This window comes from Pseudomonas muyukensis (assembly GCF_019139535.1).
Taxonomy (GTDB): Bacteria; Pseudomonadota; Gammaproteobacteria; order Pseudomonadales; family Pseudomonadaceae; genus Aquipseudomonas; species Aquipseudomonas muyukensis.
Genome location: NZ_CP077073.1, coordinates 5,420,279 through 5,443,138, shown reverse-complemented (window position 1 = coordinate 5,443,138; position 22,860 = coordinate 5,420,279). Strand labels below are relative to the sequence as shown.

The following is a 22,860-nucleotide window of genomic DNA, read 5'->3' as shown; positions in this document are numbered from 1 at the left end:
CTCGTCTGATTGTTGAGATTGATTTTCATTATTAGAAAACGCCAACAACGGACGAGCAATCGCAGTGAGCACGCCACGACAACAACCTTTGCGCCCCTTGGGGCACCTCGCCCTGGCCGGTAGCTTGGCGCTGGGCAGCTGCGCCTTGCCGATGGCGAGCGGCATGGCCCAGGCCGCCGAGCCGCAGGGCAGCAGCCGGCAACTGATCCGCTTCGATATCCCGGCCCAGGCGCTCGACCGCGCGGTGCTGGCCTATGCCGAACAATCCGGGGTGCAGGTGTTCTTCGACAGCCGCAAGCTGGCGGGGCTGCGCAGCGCCGGGCTGCAGGGCAGCCATCCGATCGAGGACGGCCTGCGCCAGCTGTTGCGTGGCACGCCGGTGCGCTATCACTTCAGTGCCGCCGGCCAGGTTGGCCTTGAGCGCGTCACCGACGCCGACGCGGCGCTGGAGCTGGACACCACCCATGTCGACTCGCAGCGCGATGGCGACTGGGTGTACCAGGCGCCCCGTTCGGTCAGCGTGATCACCCGCGAGCAGATCGAGCAGCGCGCGCCGCGCCATGCCGCCGACCTGCTCGAGCAGACGGCGGGTGTGTACACCGCCGTCAACCAGCGCGACCCCGGGCTGTCGGTGAACATCCGCGGCGTGCAGGACTATGGCCGGGTCAACATGAACATCGACGGCATGCGCCAGAACTTCAACGTCAACGGCCACCAGCAGCGCAACGGCGTGATGTTCATCGACCCGGAGTTCATCCAGGGCGTGGAGATCGACAAGGGCACCTCGGCCGGCATGGGCGGCGCCGGGGTGATCGGCGGCATCGCCAGCTTCAACACGGTCGAGGCCCGCGACCTGCTCGGCCCGGACAAGGAGCTCGGCGGCCGCCTGCGTGCCGGCCACGGCATCGGTGAGCTGGGCAACGGCACCTATTTCAATGGCAGTGCGCTGTTCGCCGTGGGCAACCAGGCCGGCGACATCCTGCTCGGCCACAGCGAGCGACATTTTGGCAACTACCGCAGCGGCACGCAGAACGCCGACAACCTCGGCACGCAGATCCGCGGCAAGCTGGAGAACCGCGAAGCCTGGAAGAGCTGGCTGCACGGCGAAGTGGGGGCAATGGACAGCGTCACCCGCTCGCAACTGTTCAAGCTTGGCCTGAACCTGGCCGACGACCAGCGCCTGCAGTTCAGCTACTTCGAGACCGATACCGACAGCAAGGACGCCTGGACCTACAACGACAGCAACACCAACCGCTATTACTACCGGGTCACCGGCAGCAACGACATCAACGCCAAGAACGCCGCGCTGGACTACAGCTTCACCCCGGACAACGACCTGGTCGACTTCAAGGCCAAGCTGTACTTCGTCACCACTCGCCAGGACCGCTGGAACGCCGACAACCTGTCCAGCGTCGGCACCGGCAACCGCGTCGAGGCCTACACCGACCGCTTCCAGACCGACACCTGGGGCCTGCAGCTGCAGAACACCTCGCGCTGGCACCTGGGCCAGGCCGATACGCTGAGCTTCAACTACGGCAGCGAGCTGTTCCAGGACAGCTTCCGCCCCAGCACCGAACGCATCGCCGCGGTCAACGAAGTGGAGTCGCTGCCCTACGTGCAGGGCGCCAACCCCAAGGGCAAGCGGGTGATGGCCAGCCTGTTCGGCAACCTCACCTACGAGCATGACGACTGGCTCACCCTGGATGCCGGCCTGCGCTACGACCGTTACCGCCTGAGCGGCAAGACCGGGGTCACGACCTGGATGTACCCCGAAGGCGTCACCGAGGTGGGCCTGACCCGCCGGCAGACCCATCTGCTTTTCGACGAGGAAACCGAAGAGGGGCGTTTTTCGCCGACCTTCGGCGTCGCGCTCAAGCCTGGGCCGGACTGGTTGCAGCTCTACACCCGCTGGGGCCGTGGCTGGCGCCCACCGGCGGTGACCGAAGTGTTCATGAGCGGCCGCCCGCATGCCGGCGGCAGCGCCGAGATGGTCTACCCCAACCCGTTCCTCAAGGCTGAGGAGTCGCACAACTGGGAGCTGGGGGTGAACATCTTCAAGCAGTCGCTGCTGCGCGACGGCGACCGCTTCGGCGCCAAGGTCGCCTACTTCGACACGCGCATCGACAACTTCTCGTTCCTCGACACCAACGTCTCGCTGCCCGGCGGCAGCGTGGCGGGCATCGCCATGGGCCGCTCGGCCTACCAGAACAACCTGGAAACCACGCGCTTTCGCGGGGTGGAATACAGCCTGGACTACGATGCCGGCGCCTACTACGGCCAGCTCAGCTACACCCACATGATCGGCAGCAACAGGTTCTGCTCCAACCAGTTCTACATGGGCGGCGCGCAACGCCTGGTCAGCGCCGGTACCGTCATGCGCCCGGTGCGGGTGGGCAGCCGCATCATCATGTTGCCGGTGCGCGTGTCCCGCGCCGAGGGCGCCGCCGACACCAACAGCATCGTCAGTTGCGGCGACATCATGGGCAACGCCTCGTACATGCCGGCCGACCGCGGCGCCCTGACCCTGGGCATGCGCCTGCTCGACCGCACCCTGGATGTGGGCATGCGCATGCGCTACAGCGAGGGCAACGGCGAGAACCTCAAGAGCCACACCTATAACCAGATCGACCAGGCCCAATGGCCGCAATACACGGTCTACGACCTGTACGCCAGCTACTGGATGACCCCCAGCCTGAACCTGGCGCTGTCGCTGGAAAACGCCACCGACGAGGCCTACTTCGTGGCCATGGGCGACGGTAACAACCTGTCGCTGGCCCGTGGCCGCACCTTGAGCGGCATGCTCGAGTACCGCTTCTGATCCAACCGGGTTTGCCCATTCCGGGCGACGCGAAGGCACGCAGCACGCCTTCGTCATCACTGTGCAACAACGAGGAACCGTCATGAGCATTACTGTCAACTACGATGCCGCCTTCGCCAGCTCGACCATCGACGACTACCTGGCGTTCTGGAGCGCAGGCTTCGTCACCGCCGGCCATGGCTACAGCAACACCGGCGGCTTCAGCAACGGCACCTTCGATGGCGACCAGTACGCCACCCACGGTCGCAACAACTCCGACTACGCCTTCGTCGCCGACAGCGACAGCGCCAACGGCCTGCACTATGTGTTCGACCCGTCCAAGGCGCCGGGCGACAACCTCAACCACTACCTGTGGGGCTCGCTGGACAACGTCTCGCTGGGCGAGGTGCTGGGGGGCGGCAATGGCAGCGACTTCAGCCTGGGCAACTACGTGGTCAGCTTCAATGGCCTGGACCTGGATGCCGCGCAGGGCGCTGGCCGTGCCGGCAACGAAGTGCAGAGCGTGATCTACGGCCTGATGCAGGGCAACACCTCGGCCCTGGAAGGGGTGCTGGACAACCTGCTGGCCAGCTATGGGGTGTCGACCAACGACACCTTCGACGTGGTTGCCGCGGCCCTGGGTGGCGGTGCCGCCAGCGTTGCCTCGGCCGAGGCCGTGGGTGTGCAGGCGCTGCCTGAGGACCTGGCCCTGGCGGCCTGAAGCCAGGCATGAAAAAGGCCAATGGCAGATCGCTCCGCCATTGGCCGCTGAAAGCGCACCACGGCCCGTGTCTTGTCGGGCCCAGGCCGTGGTGCCAGCGAATTCTGCGAGGCGAGCGCCGCCGGGTCAATGGCGCGCTCGCCACGCTTGTCGAGGCCTTCGATGAAGACACCGCGCAAAGCCACCGGCGAATTGCGCCAGGCCCTGCTGGCGTGCCGTGGCGGGCTGGGCAATGTCGCCCTGTTCACCGCCGTGATCAACCTGCTGATGCTGGCGCCGGCGCTGTACATGCTGCAGGTCTACGACCGGGTGCTATCGTCGGGCAACGAGATGACCCTGCTGATGCTCAGCCTGATGGTGCTGGGCCTGTTCGCCTTCATGGGCGCGCTGGAGTGGCTGCGCAGCCAGGTGGTGATCCGCCTGGGCACCCGCCTGGACCTGCGCCTGGCGCCGCGGGTGTTCGAGGCCGCCAGCCAGGCGAGCCTGGCCGGGCATCGGGACGGCGCGCAACAGGCGCTGGCCGACCTCACCAGCCTGCGCCAGTTCGCCACCGGGCAGGCGCTGTTCGCCTTCTTCGATGCGCCGTGGTTCCCGCTCTACCTGTTGGTGATCTTCCTGTTCAGCCCCTGGCTGGGCTTGCTGGCGTTGGTCGGCGCGCTGCTGCTGGCCGGGTTGGCCTGGCTCAACGAGCGCCTGACCCAGGGCCCGTTCGCCGAGGCCGGGCGCTTGTCGCAGCAGGCCATGCAGCAGGCCGCGGGCAACCTGCGCAACGCCGAGGCGATCGCCGCCATGGGCATGCTTGGGGTGGTGCGGCAGCGCTGGAGCCTTGTGCAACAGGGCTTTCTGGCCTTGCAGAACCTTGGCAGCGAACGCATGGCCGCGGTCACGGCGCTGTCCAAGGTGGTCCGCCTGGCGTTGCAATCGCTGGTACTGGGGCTGGGCGCCTGGCTGGCGCTGGAGCAGTTGATCACCCCAGGCATGATGATTGCCGGCTCGATCCTCATGGCCCGGGTGCTGGCGCCGATCGACCAGTTGATCGCGGTGTGGCGCCAGTGGGGCGCCGCGCGCCAGGCCTATGCGCGGGTCGCTGCGCTGCTGCAGGCCTATCCGCCGCTGGCTGCCGGCATGCCGTTGCCGGCGCCGCGCGGGCAGGTGCTGGTCGAGCAACTGGCCGGGCGGGTGCCGGGCGCCGAGCGCCCGTGCCTGAGTGGTATCGGCTTCGAGCTGGCGGCCGGCGAGTCGCTGGGCTTGATCGGCGCGTCCGGCTCCGGCAAGACCACCCTGGCGCGCCTGCTGGTGGGCGCCGCCAGCCCGGCGGCGGGCAAGGTTTGCCTGGACGGCGCGGCGCTGGCCCAGTGGGACCGGCAACAGCTGGGCCAGCATGTCGGCTACCTGCCCCAGGATGTCCAATTGTTCGCCGGCAGCATCGCCGAGAACATCGCCCGCCTGGGCCCGGTGGATGCCGACAAGGTGGTGGCGGCGGCGCAGCTGGCTGGGGTGCACGAACTGATCCTGACCTTGCCCCAGGGCTATGACACCGTGCTGGGCGAGGGCGGCGCCGGGCTGTCGGGCGGCCAGCGCCAGCGCATCGGCCTGGCCCGCGCGCTTTACGGGCTACCGGCCCTGGTGGTGCTGGACGAGCCCAACGCCAACCTCGACGAGCCCGGCGAGCGGGCCCTGCTGGCGGCGCTGGCAGCGCTGAAGGCGCAGGCGCGCACGGTGGTGATGATCAGCCACAAGTCGAGCCTGCTGGTGGGGCTGGACAAGCTGCTGGTGCTGCAAGGCGGCCAGATGCTCAACTTCGGGCCGACCGCCCGGGTCTTGCAGGCGGCCGCGCGCCCAGCCGTCGCGCCTGCGCGCGGCGGCGTCAGTTACAGCTTCAACCAAGGCAGCCAGAGATCCTGAGCATGAGCGTGCATCCGTTGTTTTCTGCCGCGCCAGCCGCGGCGCACAACCTTCATCCCCTGCGCGACGATGCCCGGGGCCCGGCACGGGCCGGGCGCTGGCTGGTGCTTGTCGGCCTTGGCGGCTTTTTGCTGTGGGGTGCCCTGGCGCCGCTGGACAAAGGCGTGCCGCTCAGCGGCAACCTGGTGGTGGCGGGCAGTCGCCAGGCGGTGCAGCACCCCACCGGCGGGGTGATCGAGCAATTGCTGGTGCGCGACGGCGACCAGGTGGGCGCCGGCCAGGTGCTGTTGCGCATGGATGCCACCCAGGCCCAGGCCCAGCAAGGCTCGTTGCGGGTGCAGTACGTCAATGCCCGGGCCGGCGAGGCGCGGCTGCTGGCCGAGCGGGACGGCCAGGCGCTGATCGACTTCCCTGCGGCGTTGCGCGAGCAGGCCGCCACGCCGTGGGTGGCGAACGCCCTGGAGGCCCAGCGGCAATTGCTGGCCAGCCGCCGGCAAGCCTTGCAGATGGAGCTGGCCGGCCTCGACGAGAGCATCGCAGGCGCCGAGGCCTCGCTGCTCGGCCTGCAAGGTTCGCTGGCCAGCAAGCAGGCCCAGCGCGATGCCCTCGATGAGCAGCTTGGCGGGCTGCGCGAGCTGGCCCGGGACGGCTACATCGCGCGCAACCGCCTGCTCGACAGCGAGCGCTTGCTGGCCCAGGTCAATGGCTCGATTGCCGAGGACATGGGCGCGATCGGCCGCACCCGGCGCCAGGTGCAGGAGCTCAAGCTACGTGGCAGCCAGCGCCGCCAGGAGTTCCAGAACGACGTGCGCCAGCAGTTGAGCGAGTTGCAGGCCAGCGCCGAGGACCTGGGCAACCGCTTGCGCAGTGCCGATTTCGAACTGGCCCATACCCAGGTGCGCGCGCCGGTGGCCGGTACCGTGGTGGGCTTGAGCGTGTTCACCAACGGTGGCGTGATCGGCCGTGGCCAGTCGCTGATGGAGATCGTCCCCGGCGATGCGCCGCTGCTGGTCGACGCCCGCGCCCCGCTGGAGCTGGTGGACCGGCTCAGGCCGGGGCTTGCGGTCGAGCTGTTGTTCGTCGCCTTCAACCAGAGCACCACGCCCCGGGTGACCGGCGAGGTGACCCTGGTGTCGGCCGACCGGCTGCTCGACGACAAGACCCAGCAGCCTTACTACCAGGTGCGGATCAAGGTCGGCGAAGCCGGCCAGCGCCAGCTCGCCGGGCTTGATATCCGCCCAGGCATGCCGGTGGAGGCCTTCGTGCGGACCGGCGAGCGCTCGTTGCTCAACTACTTGTTCAAGCCGTTGGCCGACCGGGTGCATGTCGCCCTGGCGGAGGAATGATGCCCATGCGTCTGGCTGTGCTGGCCCTGCTGTTGGGCTTGAGTGGGCCGGCCCTGGCCCTGGACCTGGGTGACGCCTATGCCCTGGCCCTGCGCAACGACCCGACGTTCAAGGCGGCGGCGGCCGAACGCCTGGCCGGGCTCGAGCACCTGGCGATCGGCCGGGCCGGCCTGCTGCCGAACCTGTCGTACCGCTACAACCGCGCGCGCAATGACTCCGAGGTGACCCAGCGCAGCGCGTTCGGCGATATCACCAGCCAGCGCGACTACCGCAGCTACACCTCGACCCTGACCCTGCAACAGCCACTGTTCGACTACGCCGCCTGGAGCCAGTACCGCAGCGGCCTGGCCCAGGCGGCCCTGGCCGACGAGCGCTTTCGCGGGCGTGGCCAGGCGTTGATGGTGCGGCTGTTCGGCGCCTACAGCGAGGCGCTGTTCGCCAACGAGCAGATCGCCCTGGCCCAGGCCCAGCGGCGCACCTATGCCGAACAGTTGCAGCTCAACCAGCGACGCCTCAAGGGTGGCGAGGGCACCCGCACCGATGTGCTGGAAACCCGCGCCCGCTACGAGCTGGCCCAGGCCCAGGAGATCGAGGCCGGGGACAACCTGGACGCGGCGCTGCGCAGCTTGCAGGCGATCATCGGCGAGGCGGTGAGGGTCGAGGACCTGGCGCCGATGACCGGCGATTTCCATATCCAGCCGCTGGCGCCTGCGCGCTTCGAACCCTGGCGCGACCTGGCCGTGGCCCACAACGCCGAGCTGGCCAGCCAGCGCCACGGGCTGGAGGTGGCCGAACAGAACATCGAGCGCCAGCGCGCCGGCCATCTGCCGTCGCTGAGTGCCTACGCCAGCAAGGGGATTTCCAGTTCCAGTTCCGAGAGCAGCTACAACCAGCGCTATGACACCGACAGCATCGGCCTGCAGGTCAACCTGCCGCTGTTCGCCGGCGGTGGTGTCTCGGCTGCGGTGCGCCAGGCGCGGGCGCAGCGCGATGCGGCGGGGTTCGAGCTGGATGCGCAGTTGCACGACACGCTCAACCAGTTGCGCCGGCAGTTCAACCTGTGCGCCAGCGGCACGGCGAAGGTTCGCGCCTACGACCTGGCGGTGAAGGCGGCCGCGGCGTTGGTGCAGGCCACGCGCAAGAGCGTGCAGGGCGGCGAGCGGGTCAACCTCGATGTACTGGACGCCGAGCAGCAGTTGTTCGGCGCCCGCCGCGACCTGGCCCAGGCGCGGCACGAGTACCTGCGGGCGTGGTTGCAGCTGCGCTATCTGGCGGGGGTGCTGCAGGCGGGGGACTTGCAGGTGTTGAATGGGTACTTCGCGGCGCCCGGCCAGGGCGACTCGGCGGGTTGATCGAGGGCGCGGGCTGGCATGCACAAAAAAGGGAGCCGACGATGCGCGTGCGGCTCCCCTCGATGACCGTCGTGGTCAGCGATCAGTGTTCGGCGACCGCCTTGCGTCGGGGCGCCTCGTTGCCATGCTCGTCCAGCTCCATCACCGGTACCTCGTTGCCCTCGGCGTCGAACAGCTTGCCATCCTTGAAGTAGTCGCCATCACGCAGGGCGGAGATGTCCGAGTACTGGATGGTGCGCTCGTAGGCCGCGGCGAACACCGACTGGTTTTCCGAGTTGCCGGTGGTGAAGTGGTTGAACATCAGGTTCAGCACGATCGCCATGATCGCCGCCGAGCTGATGCCGGAGTGGAAGATGGTTTCGAACCAGCTCGGGAAGCTGTGGTAGAAGTTCGGCGCCGCGATCGGGATCATGCCGAAGCCCAGCGAGGCGGCGACGATGATCAGGTTGACGTTGTTCTTGTAGCTGACTTTCGACAGGGTACGGATGCCGCTGGCGGCCACGGTGCCAAACAGCACGATACCGGCGCCGCCGAGTACCGGGGTAGGTACGGCCGCGATCACCCGGCCCATGATCGGCAACAGCCCGAGCACCACCAGGATCACGCCGCCGGTGGCCACCACGTAGCGGCTCTTGACCCCGGTCACGGCCACCAGGCCGACGTTCTGGGCGAAGGCGCTCTGGGTGAACGAGCCGAAGATCGGCGCCAGGATGCTCGATGCCATGTCGGCGCGCAGGCCGTTGCCCAGGCGCTTGGAGTCGACCTTGGTGTCGATGATCTCGCCGACCGCGAGGATATCGGCCGAGGTTTCGACCAGGGTCACCATGATCACGATGCACATCGACAGGATCGCGGCGATGTGGAAGGTCGGCATGCCGAAGTGGAACGGGGTGGGGAAGGCGAAGATCGGGCCTTCGGTGACCTTGCTGAAGTCGGCCATGCCCAGCGACCAGGCGATCAAGGTACCGGCGACCATCGCCAGCAAGATCGACAGGCGCGAAATGCTTGCGCTGCCCAGCTTGCTCAGCAGCAGGACGATGGCGAAGGTCAGCGCCGCCAGGCCGATGTTGGCCATGCTGCCGAACTCCGGCGAGGCGCTGTTGCCGCCCATCACCCAGCGCGCGGCAACGGGCATCAGGGTGAGGCCGATGGTGGTGATGACGATACCGGTCACCAAGGGCGGGAAGAACTTGGTGATACGCGAGAACACCGGGGTGATCAGGAAGCCGATCAACGAGGCCGCCATCACCGCGCCCAGCACCGCCGGCAGGCCACCGCCACCCTGGCTGCCGAGAATCGCCCCCATGGTCGCCACGCCGGCGAACGAGACGCCCTGGACCAGTGGCAGCTGGCAACCGAAGAACGGCAGCCCAAGGGTCTGCAGCAACGTCGCAAGCCCGCCGGCGAACAGCGAGGCCGCGATCAGCAGGCCGATTTCCGCCGGGGCCAGGCCGGCGGCCTGGCCGAGGATCAGCGGTACCGCGACGATCCCTCCATACATGGTCAGGACATGCTGCAGCCCGTAGGCCAGGTTGGCGCCAAGGCCGAGGTTCTCGTCCTCGGGGCGCGGGGCGGGAGACGTGCTGGGGGACGTGGTCATGGAGCAGGCTCTCTGTTTATTGTTGTGGCGCTACTGTAGACAAGTCTGACAAAACATTGCCACAAGAATTGTATACAAAGTTTTGATCGTAGCGCCGGCAGGGGTGCCTTCAGGGTGCACGAAACCCTGATGCACGTTGCGTTCCAACGTGTCGAAGGCTGTCCTAGAGGGATGTGTACAAGAGGGCCGGAAATCGAGTGAAAGCTGTCTGGCCGGACAAGAAAGCCGTCACGGCCAGATTGTTAGCAGGCTAAGAGATATCAATCTTCGATGAGTTCGCGCAGCTCGCGCATCATTTCGGTGCTGTCGCCCACGTTCAATTCCACAAGACGGTGCAAATGAGTCATTGAATCGATGTCGATGTGCAGGCAAATGAAACCTAGGCGGTTAGGTTCCTCATGGCGCAGTTCGACCTGCATCAGCACCTGGGTTTTCTTGTCGTTCAGATGGATGATCGCGTCGAAATCCTGGGTCAGGTCCGCGTCCCAAGGTTCGGGGCGCTTGATCAGCAGCCCCTTCAACGAAAGGTCGAGCAGGGTGACCGGCCAGCGCCGCTCGCCTTGGCGCAGCTCGGTGGGGGCATCGAAGGCGATGCGCTGGAAACGGCGGCGTTCGTCGTGGTCGCTCATGGCAGTTCTCCGGGTGACACCCTGACTATAGTGAGTTGGGGAGGTGCATCAGGTACCGCAATCTGGCCGCAGAGGCTCTAGACCAAAGCAAGTGTGGCAATGCGTCTTGACTCGCCCTAGACTCGATGGGCGGTCTTTCCAATCCACCAGCTGGAAGTAAACCATGAACAACAATAATAGCCTGCTACGCCACATCCCGTGGTTGGCGCTGGCAGTCATAGGGGCCTGCGCGCTGGGTGTGGTTGCCCTGCGTCGCGGTGAGGCGATCAACGCCTTGTGGATCGTGGTCGCGGCAGTGGCCATCTACCTGGTTGCCTACCGTTACTACAGCCTGTTCATCGCCACCAAGGTGATGCAGCTCGACCCCCGCCGGGCCACGCCCGCGGTACTCAACAACGATGGCCTGGACTACGTCCCGACCAACAAGCACATTCTTTTCGGCCACCACTTCGCCGCCATCGCCGGCGCAGGCCCCCTCGTGGGCCCGGTGCTCGCCGCGCAAATGGGCTACCTGCCCGGCACGCTGTGGCTGATCGCCGGCGTGGTGCTGGCTGGCGCGGTGCAGGACTTCATGGTCCTGTTCCTGTCCACCCGCCGCAACGGCCGCTCGCTGGGCGACATGGTCCGCGAGGAAATGGGCCGCATCCCGGGCACCATCGCCTTGTTCGGCTGCTTCCTGATCATGATCATCATCCTCGCGGTGCTGGCGCTGATCGTGGTCAAGGCCCTGGCCGAGAGCCCATGGGGCATGTTCACGGTGATGGCGACCATCCCGATCGCGATGTTCATGGGCGTGTACATGCGCTACATCCGCCCGGGCCGCATCGGCGAGATCTCGATCATCGGCGTGGTGCTCCTGCTGCTGTCGATCTGGCTGGGGGGCCAGATCGCCGCGGATCCGGTGTGGGGCCCGGCATTCACCTTCACCGGCGTGCAGATCACCTGGATGCTGGTGGGCTACGGCTTCGTTGCCGCCGTGCTGCCGGTGTGGCTGGTGCTGGCGCCGCGTGACTACCTGTCGACCTTCCTCAAGATCGGCACCATCGTCGGCCTGGCCATCGGCATCCTGATCATCGCCCCCGAGCTGAAAATGCCGGCGCTGACCCAGTTCACCGACGGCACCGGCCCGGTGTGGAAGGGCACCCTGTTCCCGTTCCTGTTCATCACCATCGCCTGCGGCGCGGTGTCCGGCTTCCACGCGCTGATCTCCTCGGGGACCACGCCCAAGCTGCTGGACAACGAAACCAACGCCCGCTACATCGGCTACGGCGGCATGCTGATGGAGTCGTTCGTCGCCATCATGGCCATGGTCGCCGCCTCGGTGATCGAGCCGGGCGTGTACTTCGCCATGAACAGCCCGGCCGCGGTGGTCGGTGCCGACGTCGCCTCGGTGGCGCAAACCGTCAGCAGCTGGGGCTTCCTGATCACCCCCGAGCAGCTCGAGGCGGTGGCCCGTGACATCGGCGAGCACACCATCCTGGCCCGTGCCGGCGGTGCGCCGACCCTGGCGGTCGGTATCGCGCAGATCCTCCACCAGGTGCTGCCGGGCGAGAACACCATGGCGTTCTGGTACCACTTCGCCATTCTGTTCGAAGCGCTGTTCATCCTCACCGCCGTGGACGCCGGTACCCGTGCCGGGCGCTTCATGCTCCAGGACCTGCTGGGCAGCTTCGTGCCGGCCCTCAAGCGCACCGAGTCGTGGACCGCCAACCTGGTCGGCACCGCCGGCTGCGTGGCGCTGTGGGGCTACCTGCTGTACCAGGGCGTGATCGACCCGCTGGGCGGTATCAACACCCTGTGGCCGCTGTTCGGCATCTCCAACCAGATGCTGGCCGGTATCGCCCTGATGCTCGGCACCGTGGTGCTGATCAAGATGAAGCGCGAGCGCTATATCTGGGTCACCCTGGTGCCGGCCGTGTGGCTGCTGATCTGCACCACGGCGGCAGGCCTGATCAAGCTGTTCGACCCGAACCCGGCGGTTGGCTTCCTGGCCCTGGCCAAGAAGTACAGCACCGCGCTGGACGCCGGCCAGGTCCTGGCCCCGGCCAAGGACATCGGGCAGATGCAGCACGTGATCTTCAACGCCTACACCAACGCTGGCCTGACCATCCTGTTCCTGGTGGTGGTGTTCAGCGTGCTGTTCTTCGCCATCAAGGTCGGCTACGCCGCCCTGGGTCGCAAGGAGCGCAGCGACAAGGAAACCCCGTTCCAGGCCCTGCCTGACGCTTGAGAGGACTGCCGTGATGTTCAACGACCTGGGTCGACTGGGTAAGTACCTGGGGCAGGCAGCCCGCCTGATGGTCGGCATGCCCGACTACGACAACTATGTCGAGCACATGAGCAACAAGCACCCGGACAAGCCGGTCATGACGTATGAGGAGTTCTTCCGCGAGCGTCAGGAAGCACGATACGGTGGCAAGTCCGGGCCCAAGTGCTGTTGAACCCGCTGCCGGCGCGGCCCAAGGGCCGCGCCCACCTTCCAAATTCCCACTGCACAGGAGATGTTCTGCGTGCAGACACCTATTCCCGTTACCGTGCTGACCGGTTTTCTTGGCGCCGGCAAGACCACATTGCTCAAGCACATGCTCAAGGCCGAGCATGGCCTGAAGCTCGCCGTGATCGAGAACGAATTCAGCGAGGCCGGCATCGACAGCCAACTGCTGGGCGATGAACCGGTGCAGGTCATGACCCTGGCCAATGGCTGCGTGTGCTGCAGCATCCATGGCGACCTGACCCGTGCCCTGTACCTGCTGCTCGAACGCCAGGATGCCGGTGAAATCGCCTTCGATCGCCTGGTCATCGAATGCACCGGCCTTGCCGACCCGGCGCCGGTGGCACAGACCTTCTTCATCGATGAAGAACTGCGCGAGCGCTATATCCTCGACGGCATCATCACCTTGGTCGATGCCGTGCACGCCGAGCTGCACCTGACCCAGGCCATCGCCCAGGCCCAGGTCGGTTTCGCCGACCGCCTGCTGCTGAGCAAGACCGACCTGGTCGAGCCGCAGCTGGTCGACGCCCTGCGCGAGCGCCTGTCGCGCATCAATGGCCGGGCGGCGATCCGCGTGGTCGAGCACGGCCGCATCGACCTGGCCGAGCTACTCGATGTGCGCGGCTTCAACCTCAACCCAGACCTGGGCATCAGCCCAAAGCCCACCTTGCGCCCGCTGCTCAAGCCGGCCACCCCGGACCGCATCTCGACGCTGGTGCTGCGCACTGAAACACCGTTGGACATCGATCGGCTCAGCGACTTCATGAACGAGCTGCTGGAAGAGCACGGCAAGCAATTGCTGCGCTACAAGGGGGTGCTGAACATTGCCGGGGAAGATCGTCGCCTGGTGTTCCAGGGTGTGCTCAAGCTGTATGGCTTCGACTGGGACGCCGAGTGGAAGGACGGCGAGACCCGGGAAAGCGTGATGGTGTTCATCGCCGATGAGCTGCCGGAGGAGAAGATTCGGGCGGGGTTTGAGGCGTTGAGTCACGAGGGAGTCAGAAGCATCTGACTTGCTAATGCCGCCTTATGGCGGCATTTTTTTACCTCTACTTACTCACGCGAGGAAGACCGAGTGAACCTTCACAAAGGGACGGATTTTGATGGCTTCCTTTTGGAGGAGGGCCTGGCTGAAGCGGTATCTGAGGCGGCATTCAAGCAGGTGCTCATCTGGCAATTGATGCAATGCATCAAGAAGATTCACATCGCAAGCGACGATGGCGTTCAGGGGTTGGCACGAGTTGCCAACCAGGCGAGTGACGCCAATCCAGCGCATAACATAACCAGCACAGTGGGACTCGTACCCACGGAGCTGGATATCAAGTTCGTCAGGGCAGCCAGCAGTTGGTGAACAAGCGCGATCAGTGCCATGGCAGGAGAAGCAGCTCCTGTTGACTGCCTGCTTGCCAGTGACAGACTCACTGGGTATGCCATTCCCTGAGCTACAAGCATCAGGCAATAGGGTAGCCAGATCGCGTAAGCCGAGTTTTTCAACAGTGATGATGCAATAAGCATGATGAGTGCGCCAAGTAACAGCAAAGCGCTCGAAAATCGAAGCATCATTACTTCGTTGTGACCGGTTGCAAGGGTGCTCGCCAGACGAGTACCGAGCAGATAGGCAATGCTGATTGGCCATCCTAATAGCCCATATTCCCACATGGACCAGTTGAAGGATTGTTGGAAAAGCAAGGGCGCTGTACTGCTAAATACGACGATGATGGAGTACCCAAAACCTCCAGCAAGCACAGGTAGAATGAAGCGTGGTTGCACAATGAGCTTATGGAGATGGGGGCGCTCACCAATTCGGCGTGTAAGCACCCTATGCTGAGCCGCGACATCCAAGCCCTTCACGGTTGCCATTAGTACACAGGGTAACGCGACGAGCAGCATGGCCATTCGCCAGTTCGTCAGCGTAGCAATCATTGCCCCGATAAACTGCGAGGCGCCGAGGGACAGTACGAAGCAAAGTGAAAGGCTGCTATAGGCGCGTGTTAAATCCTTGCCATCATACTGCTCGACCAGCAGCGCGCGAGCTGCAACTGATATACCACCTGCCAGGGCTCCCTGAAGCAGGCGTAGAGCAAGAAATGCCCAGTCAACGGGTGATGCTGCGAGCAGCAGTGTGCAGCAGCCGTAGAGGAGTAGCGTCCAGGTCAGCATACGGCCAGAACCGAGCGTGGTTCCCAACCGTCCCCACAGCATTACGCATACCCCCATTCCTACAAGAAACAGGCTCAGGCTGAGTGCGGCGAATTCTGCTGTTGCATTCAGGTCGTTAGCAATGGCCGGGAGCATGGGCAGGTAGAAGGTTATACCCGATTGGCACAACAGTACGGCTAAGCAACTGAAGTAGAGAATTCGCCGTTTGGTCATGGCTGCGTGTTCAGCAGTGGGGCGATGGCAGGGTTGTTGTTCAGGTACTGCGCGACACACCGGCAGAAGCTTTCGATTTCACCAGGCTGCATATCTGCTCTGAGCGTAATTCGCAGTGCTGCAGCATTCTTGGGTACGACAGGAAAGAACACGGCCGAGGTGAGGAATCCACTGTTGGCCAGGTAGGTCGACGCATCAATGGCGCGCTCAGCCTCTCCAAGCGGTATTAGCCTGACGGGAGAAAGTGATCCAGCGTGAGCTGTAGGCATCAGCCTGTCGAACAGTTCGATATTGTGCTTCAACGCCTGCTGCAGCGTATTCAGCAGGGGGCTGGAGTGCAGTCGAACAGACGCCCGTCCTGCACCGATAGCTGCGGCATTGAGGCTTTGGGACCAGTTGGTAGGACCGCCATATCTTTGTACAAGGCGTTTCTGTTGGGTATTTGCCAGCATCACCAGGCCACCGCTTGCGGCAAACGCTTTCGCCAAGGACGCTACAATTATGACCCCTTCATCCAGCTCCTGTAGTTGCCCCCTGACAAAGCCCTGCCCAAAAACACCTACCGTAGAAAGGGCGTGTGAGTCGTCCAAGTACAAGAACAAACCGTAGCGCTCCTTGAGGTACAGCAAGGCGTCCATGTGTGCCGTCCCGCCCATGCTGTAGTAGCCGTCTGTGATATAGGCGACCCTTCCCTGTTGCCGGCAGATGCTCTCGAGCTGGTCCATGTCGTTATGCGGGAGCGTCTGGACCTCGGTCTCATCCGCACAGGCTGCTTTGATATGGTTCAGGGAGTAGTGGGCAAACTTGTCGAACACCATATGGGGTGAGATGCCATTGGTGAAAATTCCTGCTGCAACGAGAGGCAGTATTCCTGAGCTTGCTTCGCTGCATGACAATGTGGCCAGAGACTCGCATCCAAACAACTCGGACAGTTCAGCCTCATATTGGCCCAGCACTTGAAGCTGGCAGCGATTACGCGAGTTGGCGATACGTAGGGTGCGTGAGTTTTCCAGCTCTTTGATAGCCCCTTGCAGGATATCCGGGTGGTAGTCCAGCCCAAGATAAGAGGTCGTACAGAAGTGTTGTAGCGTCCTGCCGTGTTGGTCCTGAAGTAGATTCCTGGCAATGGCGTGCACCTGCAATCCGGAAAGATGCTTGGCATACGATGCCTGCCAGTCCGCCTCGGACTTCTGAATCATGTTCCTGTAATGGGTGTATCGATTTCGAGTGACTGCCATGTCAAACACTTCCTGCAATGGTGGAGCAAGCAGTGTGCATTGCAGGAAAGCGCAGGTATGTCCGAAACCGGAGGCGGGGGGCGAGGTGATTTTCCGGGAAAAGTGTCAGCGATACCTTGCCTCGTCGCGGAGGATTAAACACTCACATTCAAGGTTCTGTCGGATCTGCATGCCTATAGACCACAGGGCACAAAAAAGCCCGGCACATAGCCGGGCTTTTTCACATCAGGCGTCTGCCAATCAGTTGCCGTACACCGGCAGCTTCTTGCAGATGGCCTTGACCTTCTCACGCACGGCGTCGATCACCGCTTCGTTGTTCAGGTCGGCCAGGATGTCGCAGATCCAGCCTGCCAGCTCGCGGCACTCGGCTTCCTTGAAGCCACGGGTGGTGACGGCTGGGGTGCCGAAACGCAGGCCCGAGGTGACGAACGGCGAACGTGGGTCGTTCGGGACCGAGTTCTTGTTGACGGTGATGAAGGCCTTGCCCAGGGCGGCGTCGGCGTCCTTACCGGAGATTTCCTGCTTGATCAGCGACAGCAGGAACAGGTGGTTCTCGGTACCGCCGGAAACGACGTCGAAGCCACGCTCGATGAAGACGCTGGCCATGGCCTGGGCGTTTTTCACTACCTGCTGCTGGTAGGCCTTGAACTCAGGCTGCAGCGCTTCCTTGAAGCAGATCGCCTTGGCGGCGATGACGTGCTCCAGCGGGCCGCCCTGGGCGCCTGGGAAGACCGCGGAGTTGAGCTTCTTCTCGATGTCGGCGTTGGCACGGGCCAGGATCAGGCCGCCACGCGGACCGCGCAGGGTCTTGTGGGTGGTAGTGGTGACCACGTCGGCGAACGGCACCGGGTTCGGGTACACGCCAGCGGCGACCAGGCCAGCCACGTGGGCCATGTCGACGAACAGGTAGGCACCGACCTTGTCGGCGATGGCGCGGAAGCGGGCGAAGTCCAGGACCTGCGAGTAGGCCGAGAAGCCGGCGACGATCATCTTCGGCTTGTGCTCGACCGCCAGGCGCTCGACTTCGTCGTAGTCGATCAGGCCGTTGGCGTCGATGCCGTACTGGATGGCGTTGTACAGCTTGCCCGAGGAGGACACGCTGGCGCCGTGGGTCAGGTGGCCGCCGTGGGCCAGGCTCATGCCCAGGATGGTGTCACCGGCCGACAGCAGGGCCAGGTAGACGGCGGCGTTGGCCTGGGAACCGGCGTGCGGCTGGACGTTGGCGTAGTCGGCGCCGAACAGTTGCTTGGCGCGGTCGATGGCCAGTTGCTCGACGACGTCGACGTACTCGCAACCACCGTAGTAGCGCTTGCCTGGGTAGCCTTCGGCGTACTTGTTGGTCAGTACCGAACCCTGGGCTTCCATGACAGCGGGGCTAGTGTAGTTTTCCGAAGCGATCAGCTCGATATGCTCTTCCTGGCGCAGAGCTTCTTGCTGCATGGCTTCGAAGAGCTCGGCGTCGTACTTGGCAATGGTCAAATCACGGCTGAACATGGCGGTCCTCAAGGATCGGGCTGAATTGGGTGGGCATTCTAACCGATTGATTCGCCGCTGGCATATGAAGTGGCATCAAGTCGCGGACCAATGGGGCTCATGTTGCAGGCCGCGCCGTGTCTGGGCTGGAGTTGACTTTGGGGTCCGTTTTTAACGCGCTGCGCCTGCCCCTGTAGGAGCGGCCTTGTGTCGCGAAAGGGCCGTGCAACGGCCCCAGGATGTCAGCATTTACGCCAAGATCGCCGGGACCGCTGCGCGGTCCTTTCGCGACACAAGGCCGCTTCTACAGGGACCGTATGGCACCTGCTCACTGGAACATGAACAACGTTTCGTTGCTGAACTGCGCCTCGAACTGGTTGGCCGGCATCGGCCGGCCGAACAGGTAGCCCTGCACTTCGTCGCAACCATGCTCGCGCAGAAACTCCAGCTGCTCATGGGTCTCGACGCCCTCGGCGATCACCGCCAGGTTCAGGCTGTGGGCCATGGCGATGATCGCCCGGGCGATCTGCGCGTCCTGTTCGCCCTCGGGCAGGCCGTCGACGAAGGTGCGGTCGATTTTCAGCACGTCGATGGGGAACTGCTTGAGGTAGTTGAGCGACGAGTAGCCGGTGCCGAAGTCGTCGACCGCGATGCTCAAACCGAGGTTCTTCAGGCTGTCGAGGATCTGCATGGCTTCGTTGACCTCGCGCATCAGGATGCTTTCGGTCAGCTCCAGTTCCAGGCACGCCGGCGGCAGGCCGGTCTCTTCCAGGATGGTGGCGATGCGCGTACCCAGCTGGCCGTCGGAGAACTGCCGGGCGGAAATGTTCACCGACACCTTCGGCACCCGCACCTTCTCCTTGTGCCAGGCCTTGAGCTGGCGGCAGGCCTCGCGCAGCACCCAGTCGCCGACATCCACCACCAGGCCCAGCTCCTCGATCACCGGGATGAAGTCGCCCGGCGGCACCAGGCCGCGGGTCGGGTGGCGCCAGCGCAGCAGCGCCTCGGCGCCGGTCAGGCGCTTGCCGTCGCCGCTGAACTGCGGCTGGTAGTAGAGGGTGAACTCGTTCTGCTCCAGGGCATGGCGCAGGTCGCTTTCCAGCTCCAGGCGCTCCAGGGCGCTGGCGTTCATGTCAGTCTGGTAGAACTGGAAGTTGTTCTTGCCACGCTCCTTGGCGTGGTACATCGCCGTGTCGGCGTTCTTCATCAGCTGGCTGAGTTCGCTGCCATCCTGCGGGCTCAGGGCGATGCCGATACTGGCGGTGACGAAGAACTCGCGGTTCTCCAGCACGAACGGGGTCACCAGCCCGCCGAGGATGCTCTCGGCCACGTGGATGGCGCGGTTCAGCGCCTGTTCTCGGGTTGCCCGCGGCTGCAGCAGCAGGGTGAATTCGTCGCCGCCCATGCGCGCTACGGTGTCGTCGTCGTCGACGCAGGCCAGCAGGCGCTCGGCCATGTCCTTGAGCATGCGATCACCGGCGGCATGGCCGAGGGAGTCGTTGATCGGCTTGAAGCGGTCGAGGTCGAGGAACATCAGCACCACCCAGGCCTTGTGCCGCTCGGCCTGTTGCAGGGCGGTGTACAGGCGGTCCTGGAACAGCGTGCGGTTGGGCAGGTGGGTCAGGGCGTCGTAGTAGGCCAGGCGGTGGATGCGCTGCTCGCTGGCCTTGCGTTCGCTGATGTCGGTGAAGAAGCACACATAGCTGGCCAGGTCGCCTTCGTCGTCGAGCACCGCGGTGATGCCGACCCAGGCCGGGTAGTGCTCGCCGTTGCGCCGCTTGAGCCACACCTCGCCCTCCCAGCTGCCGCGCTGGTTGAGCTGCTTGAGGACATAGCCCAGGTGGGCGTTCTGCTGTTGCTCGACGGTGAGCATGCCCGGCAGTTGGTCGAGCACCTCGGCCACCGCGTAGCCGCTGACCCGGCTGAACGCCTCGTTGGCCTGGACGATATAGCCGGCCGGGTCGGTGATCAGGATGGCCGAGGTGGAGTGCTCGAATACCGTGGCGGCCATGCGCAGGTCTTTTTCCGCGCGGCGCTGCTGGCTGATGTCGCGGCCCACGCCGAGCACGCCTTCGAAGCTGCCATGCTCGTCCCACACCAGCACCAGGCGCAGCTCGATGGGAATCTTGCGACCGTCGGCGCGCAGGCAGTCGAACAGGAACAACTGGGTGGGCAGGGTATCGCGCAGCTGGGCCAGTTGCGCGGGGTCGCCCACGGCCTTGCTGACCCGTTCGAGCAGGCTGTACACGCCGGTGAGCTGGCCGGGGTTGGCTATGATCGACTGCCAGCCGTTGGCGAAGATCCAGTCGGCCTGGTAGCCCAGCACCGCTTGCACCGAGGGGCTGACATAGTTCAGTTGCAACTGGCTGTCGGTGGAGAAGATCACGTCGCTGATGCTTTCGGCGAGCATGCGGTAGCGCTGCTCGCTGTCGCGCAGCGATTCGCTGGCCTCGATCTGCACGGTGACGTCCTTGCCCACGCCGATGATGCGGCTGACCAGGCCCTCGGCGTCGCGGGTCAGCACCTGCTCGCGGATCTCGTAGCAGCGCCAGCCGCCGTCGCGGTGACGGAAGCGCAACTGGCAGTGCAGCGACGCACCGTAGCTGGTGTCGCGCTGCTGCTGGCGCAGGGCGCGGTAGTGCTCGGCATCGTCGGGGTGCAGGAGCATTTCCCAGAAGCGCTCGCCCATCTGCGCCAGCTCGGCGCGGTCGTAGCCCAGGGTCTGGCCCAGGTGGCGGTTGCTGAAGATCATCCGCTGGCTGTTCACGTCCTGCACGTAGAGCTGGTCGGGCACGGTGCGCACTACGTCCGACCAGAAACCCTCGCGCTCGAGCAGCGACAGCTCCACCTGCTTGCGGCTGGTGATGTCGCTGATGCTCAGGATCACCGCCTGGAAATCACGGCGCTGCTGGGGCAGGCGCGCCATCAGCCACAGGTGCAGCTCGCCGCCCATTGGGGCGGGCAGGCGTACTTCCAGTTCCAGCTGCTGGCGCTGTTCGATCAGCGCGTCGATCAGTTGCATGCCGACGCTGTCGCGGCCATCGCCGCTGCCATCGATCAGGCGCTGCCAGGCGCCCTCGTGGCACTCGACATTGAGCAGCTGGCGGGCCACCTGGTTGATCTCGGTGATCTTCAGCTCTTGCAGCAAGGTGCGGCGCAGGTTGCTGTCCAGCGCCAGGCTCTGCTTGAGCGCGGCGCGGTTGCGCAGGTGGTAGCGGTCGAGCTGGCCGGGCAGGCTGGAGAGGTCGAGCACGCACAGGGCGACGCCGGTGCCTTCGAAGATTTCCTGGTAGCGCCGGCGGTCTTCCTGCAAGGCGCGCTGGCGCCGGCGCATGTTGATCAGCGCCAGCACCGGCAGCAGGGCGCAGAACAGCACCAGCAGGCACTTGCCGATCAGCGCCGGGAGCAAGCGGTCGCGGGCAAGACCTGCGTCGAACAGGCCGCGCAACTGCCAGGTGCTGTTGTCGATGAACGCCAGCATCACGCTTTGCAGCGGCTCGCCGCTGCCGGGCTTGTGGCCATGGCGTTCGAGCACCTGGCCATTGCGGCTGTTCTCCAGCAGCCACAGCGGGTGGGTCGGGCTGTCCAGGTGCACGGTCAGCTCGCGGTAGTACCCTGGGCTCAGGCGCAGCAGCCAGTAGCCGCGATCCTGCTCGGCGGCCTGGCGCAGCAGCAGGTAAACCTGCTGGTTGTCGGGGGCATTGCCATAAAAGAAGGCGCGCCCCTGGTTCAGCAACAGGAGTTCGTCAATCTGCTGACGGTCCGGGGTGCCGACCAGCGAGTCGCTGCGCACCTGCCCGTCGCCATCGAGCCAGGCCAGGCCGCGCAGGGCCGGGAGGCGCGACTGCAAGGTGGCGAGCAGGGACGGCAAGGCGGCAGGCGTCGGAGGTTTGACGTAGGGCTGGACCAGGTTCAGCGCCTGCTGCGACTTCAGCGCCATGTTCAGGCTCAGGTGATCGGCCAGTTCGGCGCTGGTCGCCAGGCTCTGCTCGCGCAGGTCGGCCTGGGTGTGGCGAAACTGCGCGAACAGTTGCCACAGCAGCAACCCCAGCAAAACCAGGGCGAGCAGGGCCAACGCCCCCTTGAGCGAGCCACGCAGGTGGCTGCCGGCCGAGGTTGCGGCAGGACGCGGAAGGGGCGAGTGCGTGAGATTGGTCAAGCGTTGGTCCTGCGATAGGGCTGGCGATGGCAGGGGGCTAAGGTCGTGGCATATGCACGGTGCGTGCCGTGCTTCGGCGCACTATAAGGTGGCACATGCCAGCCGACTAGCATGCCTTCAAATATGGCAAAGTGCCAGTCCGTGTGTCCGTTGGCCGACCTGCAGCCGTTCATGCCGGTTCGGCAAGTCCCTGCCAGCTGTGCGAGAATGCCGCCCGCTTCAATAGTCAACGCAACGGAGATGTACGGTTTTGGTTACCCACTATTCCACCAATGGCCTCGATTCCGCCTGTGGGCGCAGCAGTCAGACCCTGGTCAGCACTGCCGTGACCGAGGACGTATCCTGCAAGACCTGCCAGCGCTCGCTGGCCAAGCCGGACGCGGCCGCCGCCAGCGCCACCAAGGCGCCGTCGCTGGCCGAGCTGCGCAAGTCGGCCAAGGCTGGCGCCGCGCCGGTTGCCCAGGTTGCCGCGCAAGCGGCCGTTAAGCCCGCTGCCGCCCCGGCCAAGGCCGTGAGCAAGCCGGCTGGCAAGCCCGCCCGCAGCGGCGGCTTCAGCGTCAAGGCGGCCTGGGCCGCGCGCCTGGCCGAGCAATCGGACCGCTGCCGCCTGCCGCGTGGCAAGGCCCGGCAAGCGCACGTCTGAATCCGCGCCAAGCCCGCCCCACGCCTGCTGGCGTGGGGCGGGCTCGCCCCGCTTGGCCTTTGCAGCGGCCCTGCCATCTACCCCATCTGTGCAACGCCGCGACTTGGCGTAGAATGGCCCACTTTGTTCAACG

At 65.0% G+C, this 22,860-nt stretch carries 14 protein-coding genes and 1 pseudogene; 9 read left to right on the top strand and 6 right to left on the bottom strand.

Annotation, left to right across the window (positions count from 1 at the left end; translation table 11 throughout):
• Window positions 1-151: 151 nt before the first annotated feature.
• The 5 genes from KSS95_RS24140 to KSS95_RS24120 all read left to right on the top strand — a co-directional run bounded on the left by KSS95_RS24140 (window position 152) and on the right by KSS95_RS24120 (window position 8,121).
• The gene (locus KSS95_RS24140) at window positions 152-2,818 is read left to right on the top strand and encodes a TonB-dependent receptor (protein WP_225935599.1); all 2,667 of its coding nucleotides are present in this window, start codon (window positions 152-154) and stop codon (window positions 2,816-2,818) included.
• Window positions 2,819-2,900: 82 nt separating this feature from the next.
• Window positions 2,901-3,518: a heme acquisition protein HasA gene (locus KSS95_RS24135; protein ID WP_217850359.1), complete on the top strand. Its 618-nt coding sequence runs from the start codon at window positions 2,901-2,903 to the stop codon at window positions 3,516-3,518.
• A 162-nt stretch (window positions 3,519-3,680) separates the two neighbouring features.
• Window positions 3,681-5,423 carry a type I secretion system permease/ATPase gene (locus KSS95_RS24130; RefSeq protein ID WP_217850358.1) on the top strand — a complete coding sequence of 581 codons (1,743 nt, stop codon included), beginning with the start codon at window positions 3,681-3,683 and terminating at the stop codon, window positions 5,421-5,423.
• A 2-nt stretch (window positions 5,424-5,425) separates the two neighbouring features.
• Entirely contained in the window at window positions 5,426-6,769 is a 1,344-nt protein-coding gene (locus KSS95_RS24125; protein WP_217850356.1) for an HlyD family type I secretion periplasmic adaptor subunit, read from the top strand.
• A gap of 5 nt (window positions 6,770-6,774) precedes the next feature.
• Window positions 6,775-8,121: a TolC family outer membrane protein gene (locus KSS95_RS24120; RefSeq protein WP_217850355.1), complete on the top strand. Its 1,347-nt coding sequence runs from the start codon at window positions 6,775-6,777 to the stop codon at window positions 8,119-8,121.
• 82 nt (window positions 8,122-8,203) lie between these two features.
• Here KSS95_RS24120 and KSS95_RS24115 read toward each other — a convergent pair whose 3' ends face one another.
• Both KSS95_RS24115 and KSS95_RS24110 read right to left on the bottom strand, forming a co-directional pair.
• Entirely contained in the window at window positions 8,204-9,721 is a 1,518-nt protein-coding gene (locus KSS95_RS24115; protein ID WP_217850353.1) for a nucleobase:cation symporter-2 family protein, read from the bottom strand.
• 260 nt (window positions 9,722-9,981) lie between these two features.
• Entirely contained in the window at window positions 9,982-10,350 is a 369-nt protein-coding gene (locus KSS95_RS24110; protein WP_217850351.1) for a PilZ domain-containing protein, read from the bottom strand.
• A 163-nt stretch (window positions 10,351-10,513) separates the two neighbouring features.
• Between KSS95_RS24110 and KSS95_RS24105 the strand changes: the two genes are divergently transcribed.
• From KSS95_RS24105 to yjiA, 3 genes are all read left to right on the top strand, one after another.
• On the top strand, window positions 10,514-12,580 hold the full coding sequence (locus tag KSS95_RS24105) for a carbon starvation CstA family protein (protein ID WP_134693628.1): 2,067 nt from the start codon (window positions 10,514-10,516) through the stop codon (window positions 12,578-12,580).
• Between the two features lie 13 nt (window positions 12,581-12,593).
• On the top strand, window positions 12,594-12,791 hold the full coding sequence (locus tag KSS95_RS24100; RefSeq protein ID WP_145188604.1) for a YbdD/YjiX family protein: 198 nt from the start codon (window positions 12,594-12,596) through the stop codon (window positions 12,789-12,791).
• A gap of 69 nt (window positions 12,792-12,860) precedes the next feature.
• Window positions 12,861-13,853 (top strand): GTPase, encoded by a 993-nt coding sequence (gene yjiA / locus KSS95_RS24095; RefSeq protein ID WP_217850343.1) that lies wholly within the window; start codon window positions 12,861-12,863, stop codon window positions 13,851-13,853.
• 212 nt (window positions 13,854-14,065) lie between these two features.
• Here yjiA and KSS95_RS24090 read toward each other — a convergent pair whose 3' ends face one another.
• The 4 genes and pseudogenes from KSS95_RS24090 to KSS95_RS24075 form a co-directional block, all read right to left on the bottom strand.
• Window positions 14,066-15,214, bottom strand: coding sequence for an MFS transporter (locus tag KSS95_RS24090; protein ID WP_217850341.1), 1,149 nt, complete (start codon window positions 15,212-15,214; stop codon window positions 14,066-14,068).
• Window positions 15,211-16,461 (bottom strand): aminotransferase class I/II-fold pyridoxal phosphate-dependent enzyme, encoded by a 1,251-nt coding sequence (locus tag KSS95_RS24085; protein WP_437179630.1) that lies wholly within the window; start codon window positions 16,459-16,461, stop codon window positions 15,211-15,213. Before KSS95_RS24085 ends, KSS95_RS24090 begins: the two co-directional genes overlap by 4 nt.
• A 231-nt stretch (window positions 16,462-16,692) precedes the next feature.
• Complete coding sequence (glyA, locus tag KSS95_RS24080; protein WP_217850338.1) at window positions 16,693-17,946, bottom strand: serine hydroxymethyltransferase; 1,254 nt, start codon at window positions 17,944-17,946, stop codon at window positions 16,693-16,695.
• Window positions 17,947-18,253: 307 nt separating this feature from the next.
• A pseudogene (locus KSS95_RS24075) lies at window positions 18,254-21,238 on the bottom strand (sensor domain-containing protein); the annotation flags it as partial.
• A gap of 1,096 nt (window positions 21,239-22,334) precedes the next feature.
• Between KSS95_RS24075 and KSS95_RS24070 the strand changes: the two are divergent.
• Window positions 22,335-22,727 (top strand): hypothetical protein, encoded by a 393-nt coding sequence (locus KSS95_RS24070; protein WP_217850331.1) that lies wholly within the window; start codon window positions 22,335-22,337, stop codon window positions 22,725-22,727.
• Window positions 22,728-22,860: the final 133 nt, after the last annotated feature.